General features: G+C 40.1%; 22 protein-coding genes. 11 read left to right on the top strand and 11 right to left on the bottom strand.

Features of this window, described 5'->3' with window-relative positions; all coding sequences use genetic code 11:
• Positions 1-17 precede the first annotated feature (17 nt).
• Both CWC17_RS02525 and ilvC read right to left on the bottom strand, forming a co-directional pair.
• On the bottom strand, positions 18-1,937 hold the full coding sequence (locus CWC17_RS02525; RefSeq protein WP_138611999.1) for a methyl-accepting chemotaxis protein: 1,920 nt from the start codon (positions 1,935-1,937) through the stop codon (positions 18-20).
• A gap of 162 nt (positions 1,938-2,099) precedes the next feature.
• Positions 2,100-3,572, bottom strand: a complete 1,473-nt coding sequence (ilvC, locus tag CWC17_RS02520) for a ketol-acid reductoisomerase (protein WP_055014074.1) — start codon at positions 3,570-3,572, stop codon at positions 2,100-2,102.
• Positions 3,573-3,710: 138 nt separating this feature from the next.
• Here ilvC and ilvY point away from each other — a divergent pair, with 138 nt between their 5' ends.
• The 6 genes from ilvY to CWC17_RS02490 all read left to right on the top strand — a co-directional run bounded on the left by ilvY (position 3,711) and on the right by CWC17_RS02490 (position 9,126).
• On the top strand, positions 3,711-4,616 hold the full coding sequence (gene ilvY / locus CWC17_RS02515; protein ID WP_055014073.1) for an HTH-type transcriptional activator IlvY: 906 nt from the start codon (positions 3,711-3,713) through the stop codon (positions 4,614-4,616).
• Between the two features lie 121 nt (positions 4,617-4,737).
• The gene (locus CWC17_RS02510; RefSeq protein ID WP_171037626.1) at positions 4,738-5,784 is read left to right on the top strand and encodes a GGDEF domain-containing protein; all 1,047 of its coding nucleotides are present in this window, start codon (positions 4,738-4,740) and stop codon (positions 5,782-5,784) included.
• Positions 5,785-5,950: 166 nt separating this feature from the next.
• Positions 5,951-6,766 carry a MipA/OmpV family protein gene (locus CWC17_RS02505; RefSeq protein ID WP_249935879.1) on the top strand — a complete coding sequence of 272 codons (816 nt, stop codon included), beginning with the start codon at positions 5,951-5,953 and terminating at the stop codon, positions 6,764-6,766.
• A 1-nt stretch (position 6,767) separates the two neighbouring features.
• A complete protein-coding gene (locus CWC17_RS02500; RefSeq protein ID WP_171042066.1) occupies positions 6,768-7,148 on the top strand; it encodes a DUF3019 domain-containing protein in 381 nt (126 codons plus the stop codon).
• 14 nt (positions 7,149-7,162) lie between these two features.
• A complete protein-coding gene (locus tag CWC17_RS02495; protein ID WP_055014070.1) occupies positions 7,163-7,855 on the top strand; it encodes a response regulator in 693 nt (230 codons plus the stop codon).
• A 23-nt stretch (positions 7,856-7,878) separates the two neighbouring features.
• On the top strand, positions 7,879-9,126 hold the full coding sequence (locus CWC17_RS02490; RefSeq protein WP_138611997.1) for an ATP-binding protein: 1,248 nt from the start codon (positions 7,879-7,881) through the stop codon (positions 9,124-9,126).
• Between the two features lie 313 nt (positions 9,127-9,439).
• Here the strand turns inward: CWC17_RS02490 and CWC17_RS02485 are convergent, their stop codons facing one another.
• Both CWC17_RS02485 and CWC17_RS02480 read right to left on the bottom strand, forming a co-directional pair.
• Positions 9,440-9,661: a DUF3820 family protein gene (locus CWC17_RS02485; RefSeq protein ID WP_004587357.1), complete on the bottom strand. Its 222-nt coding sequence runs from the start codon at positions 9,659-9,661 to the stop codon at positions 9,440-9,442.
• A 404-nt stretch (positions 9,662-10,065) separates the two neighbouring features.
• Complete coding sequence (locus tag CWC17_RS02480; RefSeq protein ID WP_138540777.1) at positions 10,066-11,640, bottom strand: cation:proton antiporter domain-containing protein; 1,575 nt, start codon at positions 11,638-11,640, stop codon at positions 10,066-10,068.
• A gap of 266 nt (positions 11,641-11,906) precedes the next feature.
• Between CWC17_RS02480 and CWC17_RS02475 the strand changes: the two genes are divergently transcribed.
• Together CWC17_RS02475 and CWC17_RS02470 are read left to right on the top strand one after the other, a co-directional pair.
• Positions 11,907-12,650 (top strand): sporulation protein, encoded by a 744-nt coding sequence (locus CWC17_RS02475; RefSeq protein ID WP_138611996.1) that lies wholly within the window; start codon positions 11,907-11,909, stop codon positions 12,648-12,650.
• Between the two features lie 59 nt (positions 12,651-12,709).
• Entirely contained in the window at positions 12,710-13,159 is a 450-nt protein-coding gene (locus CWC17_RS02470; RefSeq protein WP_138540778.1) for a GNAT family N-acetyltransferase, read from the top strand.
• Between the two features lie 101 nt (positions 13,160-13,260).
• Here CWC17_RS02470 and CWC17_RS02465 read toward each other — a convergent pair whose 3' ends face one another.
• The 6 genes from CWC17_RS02465 to CWC17_RS02440 all read right to left on the bottom strand — a co-directional run bounded on the left by CWC17_RS02465 (position 13,261) and on the right by CWC17_RS02440 (position 18,960).
• Positions 13,261-14,613, bottom strand: a complete 1,353-nt coding sequence (locus CWC17_RS02465; protein ID WP_138611995.1) for a sodium-dependent transporter — start codon at positions 14,611-14,613, stop codon at positions 13,261-13,263.
• Positions 14,614-14,806: 193 nt separating this feature from the next.
• Positions 14,807-16,099, bottom strand: coding sequence for a sensor histidine kinase (locus CWC17_RS02460; protein WP_138611994.1), 1,293 nt, complete (start codon positions 16,097-16,099; stop codon positions 14,807-14,809).
• Between the two features lie 14 nt (positions 16,100-16,113).
• Complete coding sequence (locus CWC17_RS02455; protein WP_138611993.1) at positions 16,114-16,821, bottom strand: response regulator; 708 nt, start codon at positions 16,819-16,821, stop codon at positions 16,114-16,116.
• Between the two features lie 17 nt (positions 16,822-16,838).
• Positions 16,839-17,222 carry a DUF3019 domain-containing protein gene (locus tag CWC17_RS02450; RefSeq protein ID WP_138540782.1) on the bottom strand — a complete coding sequence of 128 codons (384 nt, stop codon included), beginning with the start codon at positions 17,220-17,222 and terminating at the stop codon, positions 16,839-16,841.
• A complete protein-coding gene (locus tag CWC17_RS02445) occupies positions 17,212-18,069 on the bottom strand; it encodes a MipA/OmpV family protein (protein WP_138540783.1) in 858 nt (285 codons plus the stop codon). The genes CWC17_RS02450 and CWC17_RS02445 overlap by 11 nt, the downstream gene beginning before the upstream one ends.
• A gap of 87 nt (positions 18,070-18,156) precedes the next feature.
• The gene (locus CWC17_RS02440; protein ID WP_138611992.1) at positions 18,157-18,960 is read right to left on the bottom strand and encodes a hypothetical protein; all 804 of its coding nucleotides are present in this window, start codon (positions 18,958-18,960) and stop codon (positions 18,157-18,159) included.
• 115 nt (positions 18,961-19,075) lie between these two features.
• Here CWC17_RS02440 and CWC17_RS02435 point away from each other — a divergent pair, with 115 nt between their 5' ends.
• Complete coding sequence (locus CWC17_RS02435) at positions 19,076-20,221, top strand: serine hydrolase domain-containing protein (protein ID WP_138540785.1); 1,146 nt, start codon at positions 19,076-19,078, stop codon at positions 20,219-20,221.
• A 136-nt stretch (positions 20,222-20,357) separates the two neighbouring features.
• Here CWC17_RS02435 and yhbY read toward each other — a convergent pair whose 3' ends face one another.
• The gene (gene yhbY, locus CWC17_RS02430; protein WP_004587346.1) at positions 20,358-20,654 is read right to left on the bottom strand and encodes a ribosome assembly RNA-binding protein YhbY; all 297 of its coding nucleotides are present in this window, start codon (positions 20,652-20,654) and stop codon (positions 20,358-20,360) included.
• Between the two features lie 88 nt (positions 20,655-20,742).
• Between yhbY and rlmE the strand changes: the two genes are divergently transcribed.
• On the top strand, positions 20,743-21,372 hold the full coding sequence (rlmE, locus tag CWC17_RS02425) for a 23S rRNA (uridine(2552)-2'-O)-methyltransferase RlmE (protein ID WP_004587345.1): 630 nt from the start codon (positions 20,743-20,745) through the stop codon (positions 21,370-21,372).
• A gap of 66 nt (positions 21,373-21,438) precedes the next feature.
• Entirely contained in the window at positions 21,439-23,382 is a 1,944-nt protein-coding gene (gene ftsH / locus CWC17_RS02420) for an ATP-dependent zinc metalloprotease FtsH (protein ID WP_004587344.1), read from the top strand.
• Positions 23,383-23,414: the final 32 nt, after the last annotated feature.

The raw sequence follows: 23,414 nt of genomic DNA, 5'->3' as shown, positions 1-23,414 counted from the left end.
AGTGTTACAAAACGTGTTTAGTGGTGTTTTTCAAAGGTGGCCACGAGTGCATCGAGCGCTTGAGCGCTATTTGCTAAATCGCGAATTGCTTGCTCTGTGTTTATTTGCTCATTCATAGCACGGTCGCTAATTTCACTTATTTGCTCAATATTACGTCCTACATCGGCAACCACGTTACTTTGTTGCTCAGTGGCGGTGGCAATTAAGGTAGCCATATCGTTTATTTGATTTGCTGTTTCGCTTATCGCATCAAGCAGCTCAACAGAGCTCTGCATTGCGCCTACACTTTGTTGGGCCTTTTGTTTTGATTGACTAATATCGTTAACCACATCTTCAGAAATAGTGGTTAACTCTTCAATCATAGACTGAATTTCGGTGGTTGATTGCGAGGTACGATTAGCAAGTGCGCGTACTTCATCGGCCACTACGGCAAAACCTCTACCGTGCTCTCCAGCACGAGCCGATTCAATGGCTGCGTTTAAGGCCAGTAAATTAGTTTGCTCTGAAATGCCGCGGATAGAATCAACAATACTCGCTATATCAATTGTTTTTTTAGAAAGCAGTGTTACTTGCTCGGTAATACCATCAATGTCAGTGGCAAGCGCTGAAATAGTGGCTTGACTTTGCAGTACTTGCTGATGGCTTTGACTGGTGTTTTCTTGGCTGCTTTGAGTGAGCTTGGCTGCATTAGCTGCGCTTTGTGCTATTTCTTGTACGGTGGCGCCCATTTCGTTGATGGCTGCAGCCACCGAAATGGTTTGCTCTTTTTGATTATCAATAGACTGCGAGTTGTTTTTTGCTTGTTCAAATACATGGTTAGAGCTTTGGCGTATTTCGGTACTTTCGTTAGCCACTTGCTTGATGGCAGTTTCAATTTTATCAATAAATTGATTAAAGCCATGGCTTAAATTATTTAGTTCGGGCTGATTAGACTCTGGCAAACGGTAGGCTAAATTAGCATCGCCTGATCCTAAACGTGAGAACAGTTCAGCCATATCAGAAAGCGGCGACGCTAAAGAGCGAGCTAACAAGTAGCTTAGAATACTAGCCACAAGTGCAATAACGAGCGTAAAGGTAAAAATTTGCCACTCCAATTTACTTACAGTTGCAAAAACTTCACTTTTTGGTACTTGAGCTAATACGTATAAGTCGGTATTGGCTATTGGCATTGCAGCTAAAAATGTGGCTTCGTTATTTAGTGTCAATTCTGTAATTGCAAAGCCAGAGGGGTTGAACAAATTGCTATGTACATTACGGCCATAAAGTGTGTCTATGTTTACTTTAGCCACTTTATTTGCATCTTTGTGTAACTGGATTAGGCCGCTTTTATCTGCGATAAATACAAAACCTGTTTGCTCAATTTTAAATTGTTGTAATAGCTTTTGCATGTCGGTGATGCTTTTTGCAAGCCCCGCTAATCCAAGGCCATTTGTTTGTTGATGATTTACAAACATTTTTACATCAGTCGGGGATTCTTGATAAATACTGATTGAGTACGGATTATTTGAATTGGTAAAGCCAAAAAACCAACCATCCGCCGCATCGTTTTTAAGTACGCGTAAAAAACCGTCTTGGTTCCAATATTGCGCTGTATCACGGTTTGCCCACGACGCCGTTGCTAAATCAAACTGCTTTGCTACGCGGTTTAATTCTTTGAGCAGTAGTGTGTCGTCTTGGTTATTTGAGCGTGCCCACGCTAAGATAAATTCATTTGATGATAGTTGCTGTGCAGCGCCTAGTAGTTCGTTTATTCCGCCACCAATTTGATTGCTAATGCTATGTAATTTGCTGGGTAGCTCCGATTCAATCATACGTTGCTCTATAATATCTTCAGAGCTATATAAAGACGTTAAACCAATTAATGCAGCGACACAAATTGCTATGGTACTGCCTAAAATGGTGATTTTTTGAGTGATAGTTAGGTTTTTTATCGTCATATTATTTAACTTTACAACTAGGTAGATAGCCATGTTAGCACATTATTAATTAAGCGCTAATTATTGCAATATATCTAAAAGGGTATGCTCGTTACTTTTTTACTAGCACGAAAAAGCCCACAGCGAATGCATGTGGGCTTGGTTTCTAACAAGCGAAACTAGTTATACAATTTTCTTCATTGCTGACATGTAGCCGCGTAGTCTAGCACCTACAATTTCAACAGGGTGCTCACGTAATGCCGTGTTAATTTGAATCAATGTTTGGTTATCTACTTGGTTACTTTGCTCATTTAAGCCTTTACCAATAACATCGGTGTCGATGTTTTTCATAAAATCGGCTAATAATGGTAAACACGCATGGTTGTATAAGTAACAGCCGTATTCTGCAGTATCAGAAATAGTACGGTTCATTTCGAATAACTTTTTACGTGCTATTGTGTTGGCAATTAACGGTGTTTCGTGTAACGACTCATAATAAGCCGACTCGTCAATAATGCCCGCTGCAGTCATGGTTTCAAATGCAAGTTCAACGCCCGCTTTAACCATAGCAACCATTAAAATACCGTTATCGAAAAACTCTTGCTCCGAGATTTCTACATCACCAGCAGGGGTTTTCTCAAAGTTAGTTTCGGCTGTTTCAGCGCGCCATTTTAGTAAGTTTGCATCGTCGTTTGCCCAATCTTCCATCATTACGCGCGAGAAAGTACCGTCGATAATGTCATCTTGGTGCTTGTTATAAAGCGGGCGCATAATAACTTTAAGTTCTTCACTTAGTTCAAATGCTTTTACTTTTGCTGGGTTTGATAAACGGTCAAGCATGTTCGTTACGCCACCGTATTTAAGGGCTTCGGTAATTACTTCCCACCCGTATTGAATTAGTTTTGATGCATAACCTGCATCAATGCCTTTTTCAACCATCTTATCAAAACATAAAATAGAACCCGTTTGTAACATGCCACAAAGAATTGTTTGCTCACCCATTAAGTCTGATTTAACTTCAGCAATGAACGATGATTTAAGTACACCGGCACGATGACCACCGGTACCCGCAGCGTAGGCTTTAGCTTGTGCTAAGCCGTGACCTTGTGGGTCGTTTTCAGGGTGTACTGCAATAAGCGTAGGTACACCAAAGCCACGTTTGTATTCTTCGCGTACTTCAGAGCCTGGGCACTTTGGTGCAACCATGATTACCGTAATGTCTTCACGAATTTGCATGCCTTCTTCAACAATATTAAAACCGTGCGAGTAAGCAAGTGTAGAGCCTTGTTTCATTAAAGGCATAATGGCAGTAACAACGGCCGTATGTTGCTTATCAGGAGTTAGGTTTAATACTACGTCAGCACTAGGGATTAGCTCTTCGTATGTACCAACAGTAAAGCCGTTTTCAGATGCATTTAAGTATGACTGACGACGCTCATCAATTGCTGATTGACGTAACGTGTATGATACATCTAGGCCTGAATCACGTAAGTTTAAACCTTGGTTAAGACCTTGTGCGCCACACCCAACAATAACTAGCTTTTTACCTTTTAGTGCATCTACACCGTCGGTAAATTCACTTGGGTCCATAAACTCACATTGAGCTAACTGCGCTAACTGCTCGCGTAAAGGTAAAGTGTTAAAATAATTCGCCATGTTAGTGTCCTATAATTCGTGTTTGTTAGATGCAAAGCCTATTTGCTTTGTTTAAACACACCATAAAAAAAAACTTTGCTTGCGTAAAATGATATATTTGCACTAAAGTATTTCAAAAAATGAAACGTGGAAGGGGTTATGGATCATAAGCATTTAAATTACTTTTTAGCGTTAGCTAAAACGCTCCATTTTGCCCGCGCAAGCGAGCTTTGTCATATAAGCGCCCCTACATTAAGTCGTAATATTAAGCAGCTTGAAGATGAAGTGGGTGTTGCATTATTCATACGTGATAACAGAAGTGTAAAGTTAACTAAAGAAGGGGAGTCGTTTATTGATTACGCCACCTCTACGTTAGCCAATTGGCAGCGCTTTAAAGCGAATGTCAAAGATCCCACCCAGCATATTTACGGCAATGTGAGTATTTATTGCTCTGTCACTGCCTCATATAGTTTTTTACACCAAATATTAGAGCAACTCCGCGCACAGCATCAGCATATTGAAATAACGCTAAATACAGGCGATCCAGCGCTGGCAATAAACCGAGTGCTGGATGCTCATGAGTCAATGGCGATTGCTGCACGGCCTAGTAAACTCCCTGCCCAAATTGCATTTGTGAATATAGGCCACTCTCCATTAGTTCTTATAGGCCCTAAAATTCATTGTCCGATCAGTGAAAACATAGCTAAAAATGCCCCTGATATTGATTGGTCAGAATTGGAGTTTATTGTTCCAGAGCAAGGGTTTTCTAGGCAGCGATTAGAGCAATGGTGGCGAAAAAACAATGTACATGGAAAAATTTATGCGCAGGTGGCTGGGCACGAAGCAATGGTGTCTATGGTGAGTTTGGGATTAGGTGTCGCCATGGTTCCTAAAATAGTGCTAGATAATAGTCCACTGCAAGATAAGGTACACGTGCTGCCGAGCAAAAATTACCAACCAGAAGGGTTTGATATTGGTTTAGCGGTACTTAAAAAAGAGCTTAACGACCCTGCAATCAGTGCATTATGGAATATTGCGCAAACTTTAGGCGCAAATGTTATTTAATATTTTAACGGTTAATATAATTCAGTAAATAGTATGATTAACAGTTGCGTATGAGTTTACTATTACTTAACATGAAAGCTTAATAATAAAAAATAATGACGCACGAGAGTTTATAATAATTATGGATCATGCTGTATCGCTCGCTCATTCTGCTCAATGTTTAAAAAAAGCAATTCCTTTGATGGTAAAGTACCGGATGCCGGTAACGCCTATCAACTACGCAATTTGGTATTGCTATGTGCAAGGGAGTAAGCCGGCATTAAATGCTGAGCTCGATCACGTCATTGCTGAGCAACAAACATGTACTCAAAATAGGGCGAAAGAAATTTTTGATAAGCATTTAAGCGAAGATGACTTAGTGTTTTTTCAAGAGATGGCTGATCGCTTCCATGGCACTATGCAGCAAGTACAGCATGATATAAGCGTAACCCTCGATCATTCTAAAAGCTTTACCACCTCGTTGGTAGATTCTCAAAATGAGCTGGCAAGTTTAGTTAATGTAAATTCATTTAATGAGATACTTGGTTGTGTTGAGCGTTTGACAGATGAGTCAGTGGCTATGCAAGAGTATGCGCGTGAGTTCCAAACTAAGCTTGCTCTAGCTTATAACGAAATTAAAGATTTAAAAGAAGCTTTAAACCTTTCTCAAGAAGCGGCAGATACAGACCCTCTTACAGGCTTTTTTAATCGAAGAAAGTTTGATGATGATATTCAGAAGTTCTGTCAAAACTATTCAGAGCAAGCTGATGACAGCGTTTTGGCGGTACTCATCATGTTTGATATTGATCACTTTAAGCGTTTTAACGACGATTTTGGTCATCAAAAGGGCGATGAAGTACTTAAATTGGTTGCCAAAAAAGTGTCGCAAAATATCAGTGATAGCCTAAATGTTTACCGCTATGGCGGAGAGGAATTTTGTATTACCGGGTATTTTGACAGCATTAACGACATTATGGTGTTTGCTGATAAAATTCGCTTAGATATTGCCTCATTAACTATCCGTAAAAAAGACGATATAAATTCTAAACGTGCAATTTCTGCAAGTTTTGGGCTTGCAATTTTACGCCCCTTTACCAAAGGTTCGGTGCTTATTGAGCGTGCCGACCGTGCTTTGTATATTGCTAAAACCCATGGTCGTAACCGTATTGAAATAGCGCCTGATATTTAAATGTTATTTAGGTGTGTAAAATTTGTGAATGATTGTAATCAGGTGGCGCACATTTGTGCTTACCTTGCTAGTATGAGTCACTTACTTATTTTTACTCACTCAGATTAGTTTAATGCGGCTAAAACTTTTAGTTTATATTTTTTACTTTGTTGTTTGCTTCGTTTGTTTGCCCAGCCAAGCGTCACAGGCCAATAGTGAGCAAAAATATGCGCAGCAACATATTACTGTTAAGCAATGGCATGTAAATCTTAGCGCTGGCGTGGGTGTTATTACCAACCCACTGCATGGCGGCAAAAATGTCCCACTTCCTTTGATACCGCGAATTGCTTTTTATGGTGAACGTTGGTTTTTTGATAATGGCCGCCTAGGCTATACACTTAAAGAAAATCAACAACATCATTTTAATATTGTTTCAGAACTCAATGCAGAGTCTCGGTTTTTTATTAATTGGCATCCTAATAACCTTTTTGTTTTACCGGCATCCACGGGGGGAGCAGCCTTCGCGCAAGCGCAAAACAAGCCCCAGCCTAAAAAAATACATGTCGATAATATTGATAAACGCCATTTAGCCTTAGATGCCGGGGGTAGCTATCATTATGTGCAGCAAAACCATGTGCTATCGATACAGTTATTACACGATATAAGTAATGTTTATAATGGTATTCGCGGCGCCGTACAATGGCAGTACCACAGTAGAATAGGGCGTTTAAAGTTAAAACCAACACTGGGTGTTAACTACAAATCGGCTGAATTAAACAGCCACTTTTATGGTTTAAAAGCACACGAAACTTCATTAGGTAAAATTGACGTTGGTAGTAGCTGGCAACCTTATGCTAAAATCGACGCCAGTTGGCCATTAAGTGAGGCTAACAGTCTTCGTTTTCATGTAGCATATTATGACTATTCAGCTATGGATAGCAGTCCGCTTTTTGAACGTAACTATTCAATGACTGCTTTTATAGGATTCGATCATACTTTTTGATATGAAGTATTTAATGTTGATTGTGCTTACAGTTTTTCTGTTTAGCCCTCCCGTTGTAGCGCAAAATGCGTTTTTAAAGGTTTCCCCTAAAGTGTGCGTTGTGTCTAAGCAGCAAGCATTTTGCGATCTCGATTTAACGTTTGATTGGCAGCAGCCATCGCCAAGCGATGTATGTCTGTACCAACAAAGTAAACTTATTAAATGCTGGCAACAGCAGGCTATTGGTGAGTTTAAGTATAAAGCGCGTGTTCAGGTAGAGACCATATACTCCTTAATCAATCCTCATACCGGTGTGTTAATTGCTAAAACACACGTTGAAGTGCAAAGTGCTGATGCTAAAAAAAGTAGGCGCAGACTTCGCTCTCCATGGAGCTATTTTTAATTTAGGAGCAACTCATGCCAAAAATTTTACTTGTTGAAGATGACCTAGGATTACAACAATTAACAAAAGATTATCTTGAACATAATGGCTTAGAAGTAGATGTATTGAGCCGTGGTGATGAAGTATTTAGTTATCTTGAGAATAACGCTGCTGATTTAATGATTTTAGATATTATGTTGCCAGGTAAAGACGGTTTTAGCGTATGTCGTCAAGTCCGTGATAAATTTTCGTTGCCAATTTTAATGCTTACTGCAAAAGGTGAAGATTTTGACCAAGTGATTGGATTAGAACTAGGTGCAGATGATTATGTTGTAAAGCCTGCTGAGCCGCGTGTTTTACTGGCGCGTGTAAATGCTTTACTGCGTCGCGGGCAACCAGAAGTTAAAGCGGCCGAAGAGATTCAATTTGGTGATTTAGTCATTGATAAAACTAGCCGAATTGTTAAGTTAAATGAAAACGAAATAGTACTTACATCCCATGAGTTTGAGCTATTATGGTTACTTGCCTCAAATGCAGGCGAAGTGCTAAGCCGTGAACAGGTTCATCAACATATGATTGGTCGCCAATACGATGGGCTTGACCGCACTGTTGATGTACGTGTATCACGCATTCGCAAAAAGTTAGGTGATAATAGTGATAAACCTTACCGTATAAAAACCGTGTGGGGACAAGGTTACTTGTTTGTATCTGATGCTTGGGAAAAATAATATATGAAGGTAAATAAGGAATAATGGGCAAACTATTTATAAGTTTATATGTTTATATCATTGTTTCTTTATTTATTGTTAGTGGTGTTATAGAACAAATTTGGCCTTACGAAGAGACGCAGCAGCAAGTGCTGCTAGATGATGAGTTTGGCCAAGCACTTTGGTTATTATCGCAAACTGATGATGGGTTAGATAAGCTCAAACACAGTTTTGAAAGCCATGTTATTGCCCGTAAAGATCTTATTTTACCCCTTAAGCAGCAAGCCTCATTAGATAAAAATCATTACCTGTACCTGTATGATAAAAAGCAGCGCATAGTATGGTATGTTGAGCTTGGTGATAACAAGCTACTTCAAATTGGTCCTGTAGGCGTTTTAAAAGCACCTGAAAGCTCTGTTATCCCGTATTTAATGTTACTGGCTATTGTAGGGTTACCTGTGGGGCTTTGGAGCTTTTTACTATGGCGTGATTTTTCTAAGTTACGCCATGCGTGCGAAGCGGTAGATGGCTCGCAAGACTTTACTTTAAGTACTCCTTCTAAATCGTTTTTCTTACCTGTTACTGATACTCTAAAAGTAATGCAGCAGCGCATAGAGCATCTTCTTAGTGCGCAGCAAGAACTGACTTCCTCTGTATCTCATGAATTTAGAACGCCACTTGCACGATTAAAATTTGGCATAGCTATGCTAGAAGAAACACTGCAATCACAAAAAGGGCGGCATTACCTAACTAATATGCAGGCAGATATAAGCGAACTTGAAGCGCTTGTGTGTGAAATGCTTGAATATGCTCGGCTTGATTCGCAGCAACCAAGTTTAGCGACAAGCGACGTTGACTTGGCTGCCCTTACGCAATCGGTCATTGATAAACTAAATTTTGCAAGCGGCATAGAATTTAATGCGGTGTTACCACCGGCTCTAGTGTACAAGTGTGATGCACACTTTATTGCGCGTGTAATGCAAAATCTGGTGGGCAATGCGTTAAAGTACGCGGTTAGTCGTGTTGATGTGACACTCAAAGCGCAGGGTGATGCAATTTACTTTATTGTGGAAGATGACGGTGAAGGAATTTTAAAAAACGACAGAGAAAGCGTATTTAAACCTTTTACTCGTTTAGATAAAAGCCGTGATAAAAGCACAGGGGGCTTTGGTTTAGGCTTAGCCATAGTGGCAAAAATTGTATCTTGGCATAAAGGGCACTATGCAATAACAGACTCACAGCTTGGTGGGGCAAAGTTTATAGTTACCTTACCTAATACCTATCCACAATAATACTTAATCATTTTGTGGGGGCAAATGTGTCGCTACCTACGTTAAAAAATCATCATTTACGACTGCATGGATGCAGAAGGTAGAGCAATGCAGAAGCAATTGCCGAGAACAACTAAATAGCCAATTTTTTGCCTAGCTATCAACACGTTTGTCTATCCTCAAGATAGATCACTTAATTACGCGGATTGGTATAAAAGCAATTTACCTATAAACGCCAGGCATAAAAAAAGCGCCTAAGGCGCTTTTTGCGGTTAAAAACCAAAATCAACAAGTAGCATAATAATAGACCCAGCTACGTGGAAAAAGTTCTCAATTATTTTTCATTTTTTTTAAGTAAAGGCATCAGCATTTGCTCAAGTCCATTTAATTTAACCTCGTACATCATCGCCAGCTGCGCCCCGAGTTTACTTTCTGGAAACCCTTGTTGTTTAAACCACACTAGGTAAGGCTCCGGCAAAAGAAGCAGTGGCCTGCCAGCATACTTCCCGAAGGGCATGATTGTATTAATGGCGAGCTTGAGTTCTGCTGTATCCATAATGAGTCAGTCATTGATAAAAAGTAGGAGGGAATACTACTGCTTTTTGGCTAAAAACGCATTAAATTGTGGTTTTTAAAATGGGCGAGAAAAAATAAATAAAATAGGCTGTGACGGGCAAGAAACAGCCTATTGAATGAGGGAGTAGGCCCTCTGATTGAATAAATTTATGTTGATAAATAAATGCTTACCTTACATTAACTAGCTGGAGTCTAATTAACTGACAGAGGTGCGAAGGCGTTTATTTAAGCAACACCGGTAGTTTATCTGTTTTTCTTGTTGATAGAGAGAAGTAATGTAAAGGAATGTAAATAAAATGAGTTTTCAAACAAAAACTAATAAAAAAGCCTTATTAATAATAAGGCTTTTTTATTTTGCTTACTCTATTTTTTAGTTTTAAAGAATTATTTTTCAAATAGCTCTTGCTTTACGTGCTCCGCAAAACCACTTCCTGCTTCTAGGTAAAAGTTATAGGTCGAGTTTACGCCCATTTGTTCGAGCTCTTTTTGCTGATCTGGGTAATTGGCGATAGCTGTTACTTGACCGTTATAGCCTGAGGCTTGTAATTGTTCTAATGCAAAAATATTTTGCATATGTTTTGGCATAGCTAACATCACCATTTCTACATGGGAGTGATTAACGCGCTGCCAAAAGTCAGGGTCGGTGGCATCGGCAAGGAGTACCTTTCTATTGCGTTTAATATGTTTTTCTACCACCTCTGGTTTTATATCAATGCCCGCCACTACATTAGGGTGAGTCGCATTTATTGTTTCGTAGGCACCTGTACCTATGCGTCCCATGCCAAATATAACGATTTTAGTGTCGTTTAGATTAACGGGTAGCTCTTCAGCTAAGCGGGTTTTGCTTTCAAACTTTAATAACCAGCGCTCAATTTTTACGTATAACTCGTTTGAGCGTTTATTAAGTGGCGATGCAATAACAAACGTAATAGACACCGCAATAGCCATTACCGCCAGCCACTCTGAGGTGATCATGCCTGTAGAGGCTGCCACAGCACACACAATAAGGCCAAACTCACTAAAATTGGCAAGGCTAAACGCAGTGAGTAACGAGGTGCGCGCTCTGAGCTTAAAGGTATTCGTAAACACATAATAAAGTAAGGTTTTAACTGGCAGCACAAGTATAAGGATTAACGCGACAATTAATGAATTAGCTGTAAGCTCTGCGTTCAAACCAATACTTAAGAAAAAACCGACGAGCAAAATATCTTTTAAATTAAGGAGTGATTTAGAAAGCTCTCCCGCCTTTTTATGTGGTGCAAACATCATCCCCATAATAAGTGCGCCTAAATCACCTTTTAAACCTGCAAAATCAAATGCGTTATAACCGGCTACCAATGCAAAGAAAAAGCCGAATAAGGGTAATAGCTCTCCATGTTTAGAGCGGTTAAGCACGGCATACATAAGCGGGCGTATTAAAGGAAGTGAGATAATTATAACAAGTGCCCACATGTTAGGTACTTTGCCGGTGCTAATGGCTAAAAATATAACCGCAAAAATATCCTGCATAACTAAGATGCCAATGGCTATTTTTCCGTGCAGGCTTGCCATTTCGCCTCGCTCTTCAAGTACTTTTACGGCAAATACAGTGCTCGAGAAGCTTAGTGCAAAACCAACTAATAACGCACTTTGCCAGCTTAAATCAACAAACATAGGCACAGCAAAAATACCGAGGAGTAACATAAAACCACTAAATAAAGCACTGCTAAAAATAATGTGCAGGGTTGCAGGTGCCCAAACTTGGGGCTTTATTAAGCTGTTTACTTTAAGTTTTAAACCAATACTAAATAAAAGAAGTGTTACACCTAGGGCGGCAATGGTATCGAGTAGCTCGGTGCTTTTATAGCCAGATAAATTTAATGCAAAACCAGCAAGTAAAAAGCCAATAAGAGGGGGAAGTTTTAATTGATAAACACCAAATCCACACACAAATGCGGTGGCAAAATAGATTAGTTCCATAATTCTTAATATCACTTCATTTGGGATTGCAGTGTAGCGAAAATTTTATACCATTGAAAATAAAAATAGCCCTAAAATTGAGCGCCTTTAATCAATTACTTGTCTAGCCATGTATAAAAAATGCACATTAAGCGTGTATTTAATAGTAAATAGCATGTAAATAACATTTTTTCACTGACATTGGCTTTTAAATATGGTTAAGATGCCTTAACGAAGGAGTTTAAGCTTGAGCAACAAACTGAGCCGCTCAGCTTAAGGAGATAGATATGTTTAAAAAGATTTTAGCGTCGGTTGGTATTGGCGCTGCAAAAGTAGATACAATTTTAGAAACTGAGCATCTTCAGCCGGGGCAACTTTTTAACGCTAATATCGTTATAACTGCAGGCGATGTGGCTCAAGAAATCGTGGGTCTTGATTTGTTTTTAATGACACGCGTTAAAGTTGATGGCGAAGATGGTGAATACTTTGCTAACCACGTGATTGATCAGTGGCGTATAACCGACATAGGCACTGTTGAGCCAGGCGAAGTTAAAAGTATTCCATTTGAAGCGCGCCTTCATCCAGAAACGCCAATTACCGAAATTAATGCCGGCTACAACCAATCACATGTATGGATTGAAACGGGCCTTGATATTGATTTAGCACTAGATCCAACAGATAAAGACCATTTGCATATTTACCCTAACGAAGCCGTTAAAACCTGTATGCAAGCAATGGATAAATTAGGGTTTAGTTTATTAAAAGCTGATGTTGAAAAAGGCCATTTACGCGCGCCTACTTTTCAGTCGGTTTCTGGGTGTTATCAAGAGTTAGAGTATAAGCCCAATAGCCGCAGCTTATTTGGTATTCAAGAAATTGAATTATCGTTTGTACCAGAAGCACACAAAACACATGTTCTAATCGAGTTGGATAGAGCATTTAGAGGCGATGGTTATGTTGATTTAACCATAGAGCACGACCATGTTAATTTATCGCAGTTGTGCGACCAATTAGAGCGTTTGTTTGCCTAAGTGATGCCGTAGTTTAATTAAACCCAGCTCAAGCTGGGTTTTTTATTTTAGGATTTTGTATGTCGTTTAAATGTGCGCATTTTGATGCGCTTGATTCGCGTACTTTGTTTACGATAATGCGCGGTCGCGTTGACGTATTTGTAGTAGAGCAAACGTGTCCTTACCCTGAACTCGATGACGTAGACATTAACGCTAGTACTCAGCATTTATATGCAATTTCAGATAATTATTTATTAGCTTATGCTCGGTGCTATGAAAAAAGTGAGCAGTACAGTGCTATAGGTCGCGTACTGGTTTGTAAAAGTGAGCGTGGTAAAGGGCGGGCTACTGAGCTTGTCAATGCGGCTATAGCATGTTGTAAAAAGCAGTGGCCACAGCGCCCTATTTATATAGGTGCACAAACCTATTTGTTAGCATTTTATCGCTCTTTTGGGTTTGCAGAAGTAGGAGAACAATACCTAGAAGATGGCATCCCCCATCAGGATATGGTGTTAAATACTCTAAACTAATTTATTAGGGATAAATTTAAGCTATTAAAAAGCCCACTTAATGCATGGGCTTTTTGCTTAATGTAGTATTTAACCTGAACTCAGGTTAGTTAAAAAACGTTTTAACTTAACACTGAGTGTAAAAACACAGCGCCAATGGCTATAGGGCACACAAACTTTGTGTATACAGGCCATATTTTCCAAAAAAGCGTGTTATGAACCTCAGGGTTACCTTGTTGTATTGCTTTTAGCAGCGAGCCACGGTACCAAATCCAGCCAACAAAAATACAACACATTAAGCCAAGTAAAGGCTGAGCGACTTTAGTTGTTAAGGTGATCACTAAACCAAATAAGCTGCCTAAGTTACATACTATGGTAATGCTCACTGCACTTATTAGCGCACCAATTAACCATGTTGCCTGCAGGCGGCTCATTGCAAAGCGCTCCACAGTATACGACACGGGCGCCTCTAACATTGAAATAGAAGAGGTAAGCGCGGCTATGCTCATTAGGGCAAAAAATGCAAAACCAATAAATAAACCTACTGAGCCCATACCATCAAATAAAGCTGGCAATACCTGAAATACTAATGTGTCTTCAGAAAGAAGTGTGCCAGTAGATGAAAAAATTTCTACGCCTTGTGCTTGTGCTACATACATGGCGGGTATAATTAAAAGGCCCGCTACAAACGCGATAAACACATCTATTAACGTTACATAAGCGCCCAGTGTAACTAGGTTTTCTTTTTTACTTATGTAAGAGCCATAAATAATCATCACGCTGGTGCCTAGCGACAATGAGAAAAACGCTTGGCCGAGTGCACTTACGAGTAAGTTTGCATCAAATATCGATGAGAAATCAGGCACTAAATAGGCTTTTAGCCCTTGCATAGCACCTTCTTGAGTCATAACGTAGGCAATTAGGGCAAATAAAATACCTAAAAGAGCGGGCATTAGGCGCTTAGACCATTTTTCTATGCCGTTTTCCACGCCACGGCTAATAATCGCCACGGTGAGTATAATAAATGTAACTGTAAATAAGATATTTCGTGAGAGTGACTGCTCACTTAACCACGTTGAAGCACCGTTTGCGCCAGCCAACGTAGTGATAGGCTCGACTGTAGCGCTGAGCATCCAGCCTGCCACAATAGCATAAAAACTTAAAATAAAGCCCGCACATAAAATTCCGCCAAAACCAACTATAAAAGCAAAGCGCTTTTGCCACGTGTGTGATGTTATTTTTGTTAAAGAAGATACCGCATTAGCTTGTCCGTGTCGGCCAATTATAAGCTCAGCCATAAGTGCGGGGTATGCTAAAAAAAACGCTAGTATCAAATAAGCGACTAAAAAAGCTGCACCACCATTACTTGCTGTTTGGGTCGGAAACCCCCAAATATTACCTAGACCTACTGCAGAGCCTGCGGCGGCCATTATAAATCCAAAGCGAGAGCTAAACTCACCTCTAACTGCGCTCATATTGTTATACTTCTCTATTTTTTGACGGCGCTGACAATCTACTGGAATTGCAAATAAATAAAAAGCACTTATTTACCCAATTGTGACAATAATTATCGTCTGATGTGTCTGTCGCGCGATGCATTTAATTAATGTTATCAAAAGGTTTAGAATAAGGAGTTGATTTTGTGTAATAAATGTTAGTAAATATTTTTTACGTATCGTGGTGCTGACCAATTTTAAGGGTAAAACAGGCCCCGTTAAGTCGCGTACTTTTACTAACACTTACACTGCCGTGATGCCAATCTGCCACTTTAGCAACGATTGCTAAGCCTAAACCATAACTTTTATCAGCACGGTTACGGTGGCTCTCTTCTCTAAAAAATGGGCTAAAAACGTTATTAAAGTTCTCTGGTGCAATGCCTGGCCCATCATCTTCAACCGTAATATATAAATAATGCTCATCACGCTTTGCACTGACATAAATAGTGTCTTTTGCAAAGTCGCAGGCATTGCCAATTAAATTACTAATAGCCCGAGCAAGCCAATGTAAATCAGCAAAAACTATATCGTCACTGCTATTTAATTGTACTTTGAGGTGGCTGGTTTCAATTTTTGGCGAAAGCTGGGTGAGTAAGTCCTCAAGATAGTGCGATAAATGAGTTTGCGAGTAGGTAAGTTGATTGGCATTTTGCTCAAGTGTTGCAAAGGCTAAATAGCTTTTAAGCATCGATTCCATATGGTCGAGGTCGTTTTCCATACGCCCAAGGTACTGCTGAATTTTAGGCAAGTCTTCCGTCTCTAAAGCGGCATCTAAGCCAAAGCGCAAACAAGCGATAGGGGTTCTGATATCGTGCGATAAGCTCGATGCCATTAACTTATTCTCCGCCACGAGCTTTTCTATTTGGCTCGCCATGCGGTTAAATGTAAGCTCAACGTCTCTTATATAGGTAAAGTGTGAGACCTTTATTCTCGCTTGCACATCACCTGCGGCAAATTTTTTAGCCGCTTCGTTTAACACAGTTAAGCGTTTGGCAAGTGGGGCAATAATAAAGCCCATAAAAACGCATAGCCCTGCATAAAACAGCAAAGTAAGTATTATATCGTTGCGTTGATCTGCCTCAACCCCTTTATCTAGGCGCATAGAAAGATGATAAGGCGACAACACTTCACTGCTGTAGAGCATATAAAAACCTTGTTGGTCTTCTAAAATAAGCCCGCTTTGGGCATGCATCTGTAGTATTAAGGGCGGGGTTAATGCAAGAGATTCATTACTTTTATAATCGAGTTTTACATTAAAGTCGCTTGCCAATTGCTTTACATAAGCTGCGCGTTCAGAGGTAGCTACATTAGCTAAATGCTTACTAAAGCCGTTGATCATTTGGCTTTGTAGGCTAAATTCATCATGGGGTGTTTGTGTTTGTTGGCTAAATGCATCAATTAGCCAGCCCAATACAACAATAGATAGTAGCGCACTACCGAGTAGTGAAATGTAAAATTTTTTCATTTAAAGCGCCACGGTCACTCTTCCCACGCAGTGGCAACAAGTAAATAACCACGCCCCCAAATTGTTTTTATTTTTTCTGGGTTTTGAGGATCATCATGAAACTTTTTGCGAAGCGCGGAGATTAATACATCCACACTTCTATCAAGTCCATCATACTCACGGCCTTTCGTTGCTTTAAACACTGCATCCCTCGAAACCACTTGGCCTGCATTACTTGCTAAATAGTGTAGTAACAGGTACTCAGCACTGGAAATAGTAATATCTTGCTTGTTAAATGTTACACTGCGAGATTGAGTATCGATACTGAGTTCGCCTACTTTTATCACACTGTCATTAGGCACTTTAGTTGGTTCACTGCTCAGGCGCAGCGCTGCTTTAATACGGGCTAATAATGCGCGAGGACGCACTGGTTTCATGATGTAATCACTTGCCCCTACTTCTAAGCCAATAACTTCATCCATTTCATCATCGCGGGCGGTCAACATAATAATGGGGGCAGTGTAAAAACTACGTAGTTCTCTGCACACACTTATACCGTCTTGGCCTGGTAGCATAATGTCGAGTAGCACAATGGTAGGGTTTAAGTTTTTTACTTGGCTTATAACTTCATCACCGCGGTGGCAAACATGGGTCGTATAGCCTTGTTCGGTTAAGTACTCTGCCACCCATTGGGCTAGAGAGGCGTCATCTTCGACTAATAAAATAGTGCCGTAATTATCCATAAAGCTTCCTTAGTAGATTAGAATAGGCGCCAACGGCGTTTTTTTTGTCTATTTTGATAAACCCACTGAAGTTTAACTTCAGTGGTGGCAATAATTTGGGCTGTATTACTATCAAACAGTTCAAAAGAAATACTGTGCTGGGAGTCAAATGTATATTCGAATACGCCTTGTTGTTGTTTTAACCAACATTGCATAATATATTTTGATGTTGCGTCTCGTAAGCAGTAGTTTCCAATAGTCGGCTGTTGCCAACTAAGTGTAATATCAGCATAGCAATTGCGGCCCTCACGCAGTGCTACACAGGTGTCTGGAAGCGCAATTAAGGGGGCTGTTTTATCTGTTGTTTTAGCAGATGAAATAGCAGGGAAGATCAATAATAAACAGATCCATTTAAAATACATAACGCAGGCCTACCTTGGCTTTATGCTGATACCCTTGTGAAATAATAGGGCTATCGTCTATTTCTTTTGAAAACCACGTTGTTAACCAGCCAGACAAAAATACCCAATCTTGAGATATAGGGTACTCAGCATGAAATTCAAACATAATGCTGGTGCTGCCATTCGGGGTGTAAATAGGGCGATTAGCGGTGGCTTCGTCGGCGTCTATACCAAAATAATAGTTTGTAAAACTGCCCGAGTAAGCGCTTATACCCACCCCTGATCTAAACTCCCAATTACGCCATGGCAAAATGTGGCTAAAAAAGGTGTTTAATACCCAACCGTTATGTGTACCTGTAATGTCATGTAAAAACTCAAACGAAATTTGCGAGTTTTCAAAGCGGCGCGTTAATCTAAGTCCGGCATCAAAATCGTAATTACGCGATTTTATACCCGCAAGCTCTTCTATTACACCATGGTTGTAAAAACCTAAGCCTTTTTCGTCAAATCCGGCTTGTGTATTAGTGCCCAATATATCTAGGCCCCAATCAAATTTATCTATAAGGCTGTAACCGACGACTAAACCGCCGCTTAACTGGTTATGATCAAAGTCGAGGTAAAAGTTTTCGTAGGAAATGGCCAGGCTTAAATCGAGTTCAATACCATCGTCGTATGAGTCAAGGCCAATTAGGTAAGAGTCTTCTACATAATAACCAGCCCCAGCGCTCCAATCCCACGCAAAACCTTGGGTAGGCTCTAGCGTGTTATCAGCATAGTATCGATTGCTTGCCTGGCTTTGAAAGCTCAAAAAACTGGCGCAAAGCAATACGCTATTAATTAAAGTATGCTGTAAGAAAGCGATTTTCATCCCTGGGGACCTAATTATTATGTGTTATTAAACGTAGTATATTAGTAAGTGAATCCTTGAATCTGTAAAAAAATGTAGTTTTTTACGTTATCGCACTTTTATTTTGTCAATTAAAATACTGCTTAAGTAATATTGCATCATAGGTGTTAAGGCGCTCACTTCGGTACGCGTACATGGACCTTGTAATTTAGTTAAGCTGCTTAATTTAGTAATGGTTTTAAAAGGCGGTACAGTTACTTCTTTACCTGCGCGCGCTATACGGGCTTGCTCGGTATTTTGCTGATGTACAAATGTTGCGACTTCTAACTCATTAGTAATTTTTTGCTCTTGGGCAAAGCTAAACAATAAAGGCTCACGGTGGAAGCTTGCGCTGTCTATTGATGATTTTGCAAACCATACCACATCGCCTGAAGCACGGTGCGTAATGCGCATACTTACTTGCGCGAGTATGGTGGCGCATTGCTGAGTAGGGTATTGCTGCGCTACTTTTGCAAATAAAGGGTAAGGGTTTTCAGGCTGGGTTAACGCATATTTGGTATCGTCAGTAAATGCTAGGTCTAACTGATGAATAGCGAGCGTGTAATCACTGCTTTTATTATCAGTTACCTCTAAGCCTTTATCGTTTAAGGCTTGTGTTATTTGTTTTAATAGTGTGTCTGTTACGCTTGCTTTATCTGTTGTAATACGCACTGTTTGGCCGCGTGTTACTTTGTGCGCCGGTAACTGTACAGACTTAACTTTTGGCGATGCGTGCTCTGTTTTATACTCAAGCTGGTAAGTTTCGCTCTTTAATGTTGGCTTTAACGGTAAAGCCAAAGGCTCGGCCGGCTGTTTGGTAATTGCACAACCTGCTGATAATAATATAAAAAGTGATACAACTATAAAACGCATAACTACTTAACATCCACTTAAAAAGCCAATAATCGCAACATTGTACGTTAGTCCCACTAAAACTTCATGATATTATGCTCATAGATGTAGTTAAAAAAGAATAAATTTGTAACGAATGAAGTATCTCACTAATTTTATGTATGTTTGGGTCGCTATTTGTCTATCTCTTCCGCTTAAGGCAATAGCTAAAGCAGACTCAAACTGGGATGGATTCGTAAAACAGTATGGACGCTACGCAGAAAAAAAACTTAACAGTAAAGGTATACCTGGCGCTGCGCTCTCTATAGTGAGTATTGGTAACGCTGATTATATTCACACCATGGGCCGCACTAAGGCAAGAAGTGGTACACAGGTTAATCGCCACACCCGCTTTAGGTTGGCTTCGGTGTCAAAAACCTTTGCTGGATCGTTAACTGCAAAGCTTGCAAGTGAAGGGGTAATCGATTTATTTAAACCGGTAAGCGAGTATATACCTGCCTTTAAAGACACTGTTTATAAAGACAATTTAAAAGTGTTTCACTTATTAAGCCACTCCAGCGGTTTGGTCCCTAATGCATATGACAATTTAATCGAATCAAGAATGAGTTACCCCGATATTGTCGAAAAGCTATTAACAGTAAAGCCCATTTGCGAACCCGGCCAATGCTATGGGTATCAGAATGTGATGTTTAGTTTAATTGATGATGTAATTTATCGCAGTACCAATAAAAAATATGATCAGTGGCTGCAAGAGGGGATTTTTACACCATTAAAAATGAGAGATACCAGCTTAGGCTATGATGCAATGGTGCAGGATAAAAATTATGCATTGCCGCACGTTAGAGGAAAAAAACGTTGGTACACAGCCAAGTTGAAAAAAAACTATTATAAAGTTGGCCCAGCTGCGGGCGTAAATGCAAGCGCAACCGATATGGCAAAATGGTTAAAAGCGCAATTAGGGCAAAACCTAGATGTACTTTCTTTAGAAGCACTTGCTACACAAGCACGCCCTTATACACTTACAAAAAAAGAACGTTATAGACGCGTATGGAAAAGGAAATTAGAACAAGCTTATTATGGTTTAGGTTGGCGTATTTATAACTATAACGATGAAACGCTGTACTATCATAGTGGTTGGGTGCAAGGCTATCGTAGTGATTTGGTTGTTATACCGCATTTAAATGTGGGGTTTAGCTTGATTGTAAACGCGGAGACCGGCGTTATAAATGAATTAACCACTGAATTTTTAGACCGTTTATTAAAATACAAACGCACTAAATAAAACAGGCCTTAAATTGCTTAAACAGAGCCGTACTTTTAAATTTATTTTTTAAAAGTAAAAAGTATAATTAAGCACCTATAATAAAAAAACCAGCTTAATGCTGGTTTTTTTATAAAAAGCTCACTGCACAATTAACTTATGCACGTGGTAATTGAATCTTTTTTTCTGCACTTTGACGATACAATACAACAGTGTGACCTATTGTTTGTAGCTTAGTAGCGCCGGTTTCACGAACGATTGCATCAAAAATAAGTGCTTTTGTTTCACGATCGTCAGTAGGTACTTTTACTTTAATCAATTCGTGAATCTCTAATGCACTTTGAATTTCAACGACTACGCCCTCGGTTAAACCGTTAGAACCTAGTAAAACTACAGGCTTAAGGCTATGCGCCTGGCCTTTTAAAAACTGCTTTTGTTTGTTTGATAATGTCATGTTTATACAAATTTTGCTGAATATGGCTTGAATTAAGGGTATTCTAACGCCATCTAAAGAATATTACTAATTAGTTGCGTGTTAATTTATGACAAATAAAAAACATTCAGCCAGTTCAAAGCGATGGCTGAAAGAACATTTTGATGATCAATATGTTCAGCAAGCGCAAAAAAAAGGCTGGCGTTCTCGAGCTGTTTTCAAATTAGATGAGATCCAAAATAAAGATAAACTGCTTCGCCCTGGTATGACCGTTGTTGATTTAGGTGCTGCACCTGGCAGCTGGTCACAATACTTAGCCGAGAAAGTATCTGATAAAGGTCAGGTTGTTGCGTGTGACATATTACCCATGGACTCACTTGCGGGGGTCGACTTTTTACAAGGCGATTTTCGTGAAGAAGCCGTACTTGATGCATTGTTAAAACGCATTGATGGTAAAAATGTTGATGTGGTACTCTCTGACATGGCACCAAATATGAGCGGGAATAACTCGGTAGATCAAGCGGGTAGCATGTATTTGGTAGAATTAGCACTTGATATGTGTCATCAAGTATTAAAGAAAAATGGTGCATTTGTTGTTAAAGTGTTTCAAGGTGAAGGCTTTGATCAATACTTGCAAGACGTTCGTAATAGTTTTAAAGCAGTGAAAATACGCAAACCTGATGCCTCACGTGCCCGTTCTCGGGAAGTATATATAGTAGCGACCGGCTACAAACTGTAGTACAGTTGCTTGGCGTTTAGTTGAATTTAAATTAATTGGATACAAGAGGTTAACCCCTTGAGCGATATGGCGAAAAATCTAATACTCTGGCTGGTTATTGCAGTTGTGCTAATGTCAGTATTTCAGAGCTTTAATGGTGGCGATCAAGTTGATCGTCAAACAAGTTACACTCAATTTGTAAAAGACGTGCGTAGCGGCTCTTTACAAGAAGTTATTATTGACCGTGGAACGGGTAATATAACCGGTACTAAAAGCAGTGGTGAGCGTTTTCAAACCACAATGCCAATGTACGATGAAGACTTAATTAATGATTTACTTAAAAATGATGTAAATGTGAAAGGCGTTCAGCCTGAAGAACAATCGTTTTTAGCAAGTATTTTTATTTCTTGGTTCCCAATGTTGCTGCTTATAGGGGTGTGGATATTCTTTATGCGTCAAATGCAAGGCGGTGGCGGAAAAGGCGCAATGTCGTTTGGTAAAAGCAAAGCGCGCCTGATGAGCGAAGACCAAGTTAAAACAACCTTTGCTGATGTAGCAGGGTGCGATGAAGCAAAAGACGACGTAACAGAGTTAGTAGACTTTTTACGTGACCCTTCTAAGTTCCAAAAACTTGGTGGTAGTATTCCTAAGGGTGTACTAATGGTAGGTCCTCCTGGTACGGGTAAAACATTACTTGCTAAAGCCGTAGCCGGTGAAGCAAAAGTACCGTTTTTCACTATCTCAGGTTCTGACTTTGTTGAAATGTTCGTTGGTGTTGGTGCATCTCGTGTACGCGATATGTTTGAGCAAGCTAAAAAGGCTGCACCCTGTATTATCTTTATAGATGAGATTGATGCTGTAGGGCGTAAGCGTGGCGCTGGCATGGGCGGTGGACACGACGAACGTGAACAAACACTAAACCAAATGCTAGTAGAAATGGACGGTTTTGAAGGTAACGAAGGTATAATTGTTATAGCGGCAACTAACCGCCCTGACGTACTAGACCCTGCATTGCTTCGTCCTGGTCGTTTTGACCGTCAAGTAGTGGTTGGCTTACCTGATATTCGTGGCCGTGAGCAAATCCTTAAAGTACATATGCGTAAAGTGCCATTAGGGGATAACGTAGAAGCGGCAGTTATTGCACGTGGTACACCTGGTTTCTCTGGTGCTGATTTAGCAAACCTTGTAAACGAAGCTGCACTTTATGCCGCACGTGGTAATAAGCGTGTTGTAAGTATGGCTGAATTCGATGCTGCTAAAGACAAAATCATGATGGGTGCAGAGCGCAAGACCATGGTGATGAGTGAGCAAGAGAAAGAAATGACGGCTTACCATGAAGCAGGACATGCTATTGTTGGCCGTATGGTGCCAGAGCACGACCCAGTTTATAAAGTGTCGATTATTCCACGTGGCCGTGCCCTTGGTGTAACCATGTACTTACCTGAACAGGACCGTGTTAGCCATTCTAAAGAGCTTTTAGAGTCAATGATTTCTAGCCTTTACGGTGGCCGAATTGCTGAAGCACTTATTTATGGCGAAGACAAAGTAACCACGGGTGCGAGTAACGACATTGAGCGTGCAACAGATATTGCACGTAAAATGGTAACGCAGTGGGGCTTGAGTGAAAAACTAGGTCCGTTACTGTACGCTGAAGATCAAAACGAGATGTACATGGGCGGCGGCGGTGGTCGCGCAATGAGCATGTCTGATGAAACAGCTAAAGTCATTGATGCTGAAGTACGCTTATTCTCTGACCGCAATTATCAAAGAGCAGAAGATATATTAAAAGAAAATATTGATATTCTTCATGCGATGAAAGATGCATTAATGAAATACGAAACAATTGATGCTAAACAAATTGATGATTTAATGGCGCGTCAGCCTGTGCGTGAACCACGAGATGCACATGACCGTTTAGACGATAAGCCAACTAAAACAGTGGCACCTCAAGAAAAGCCGGTTGATGAAAGCCAAAAACCGGATGATTCATCGAAAAAAGATGAAACAAACCTTGATGATAAAGCTGAATAATCGTTAAAATAATGTTTTAAAAGCCCCGTACT

The sequence above is a fragment of the Pseudoalteromonas sp. S3785 genome (genome assembly GCF_005887365.1).
Classification (GTDB): Bacteria; Pseudomonadota; Gammaproteobacteria; order Enterobacterales; family Alteromonadaceae; genus Pseudoalteromonas.
The sequence above is the reverse complement of the archived record's forward strand: the minus strand, read 5'-3'. Positions and strand labels throughout refer to the sequence as shown.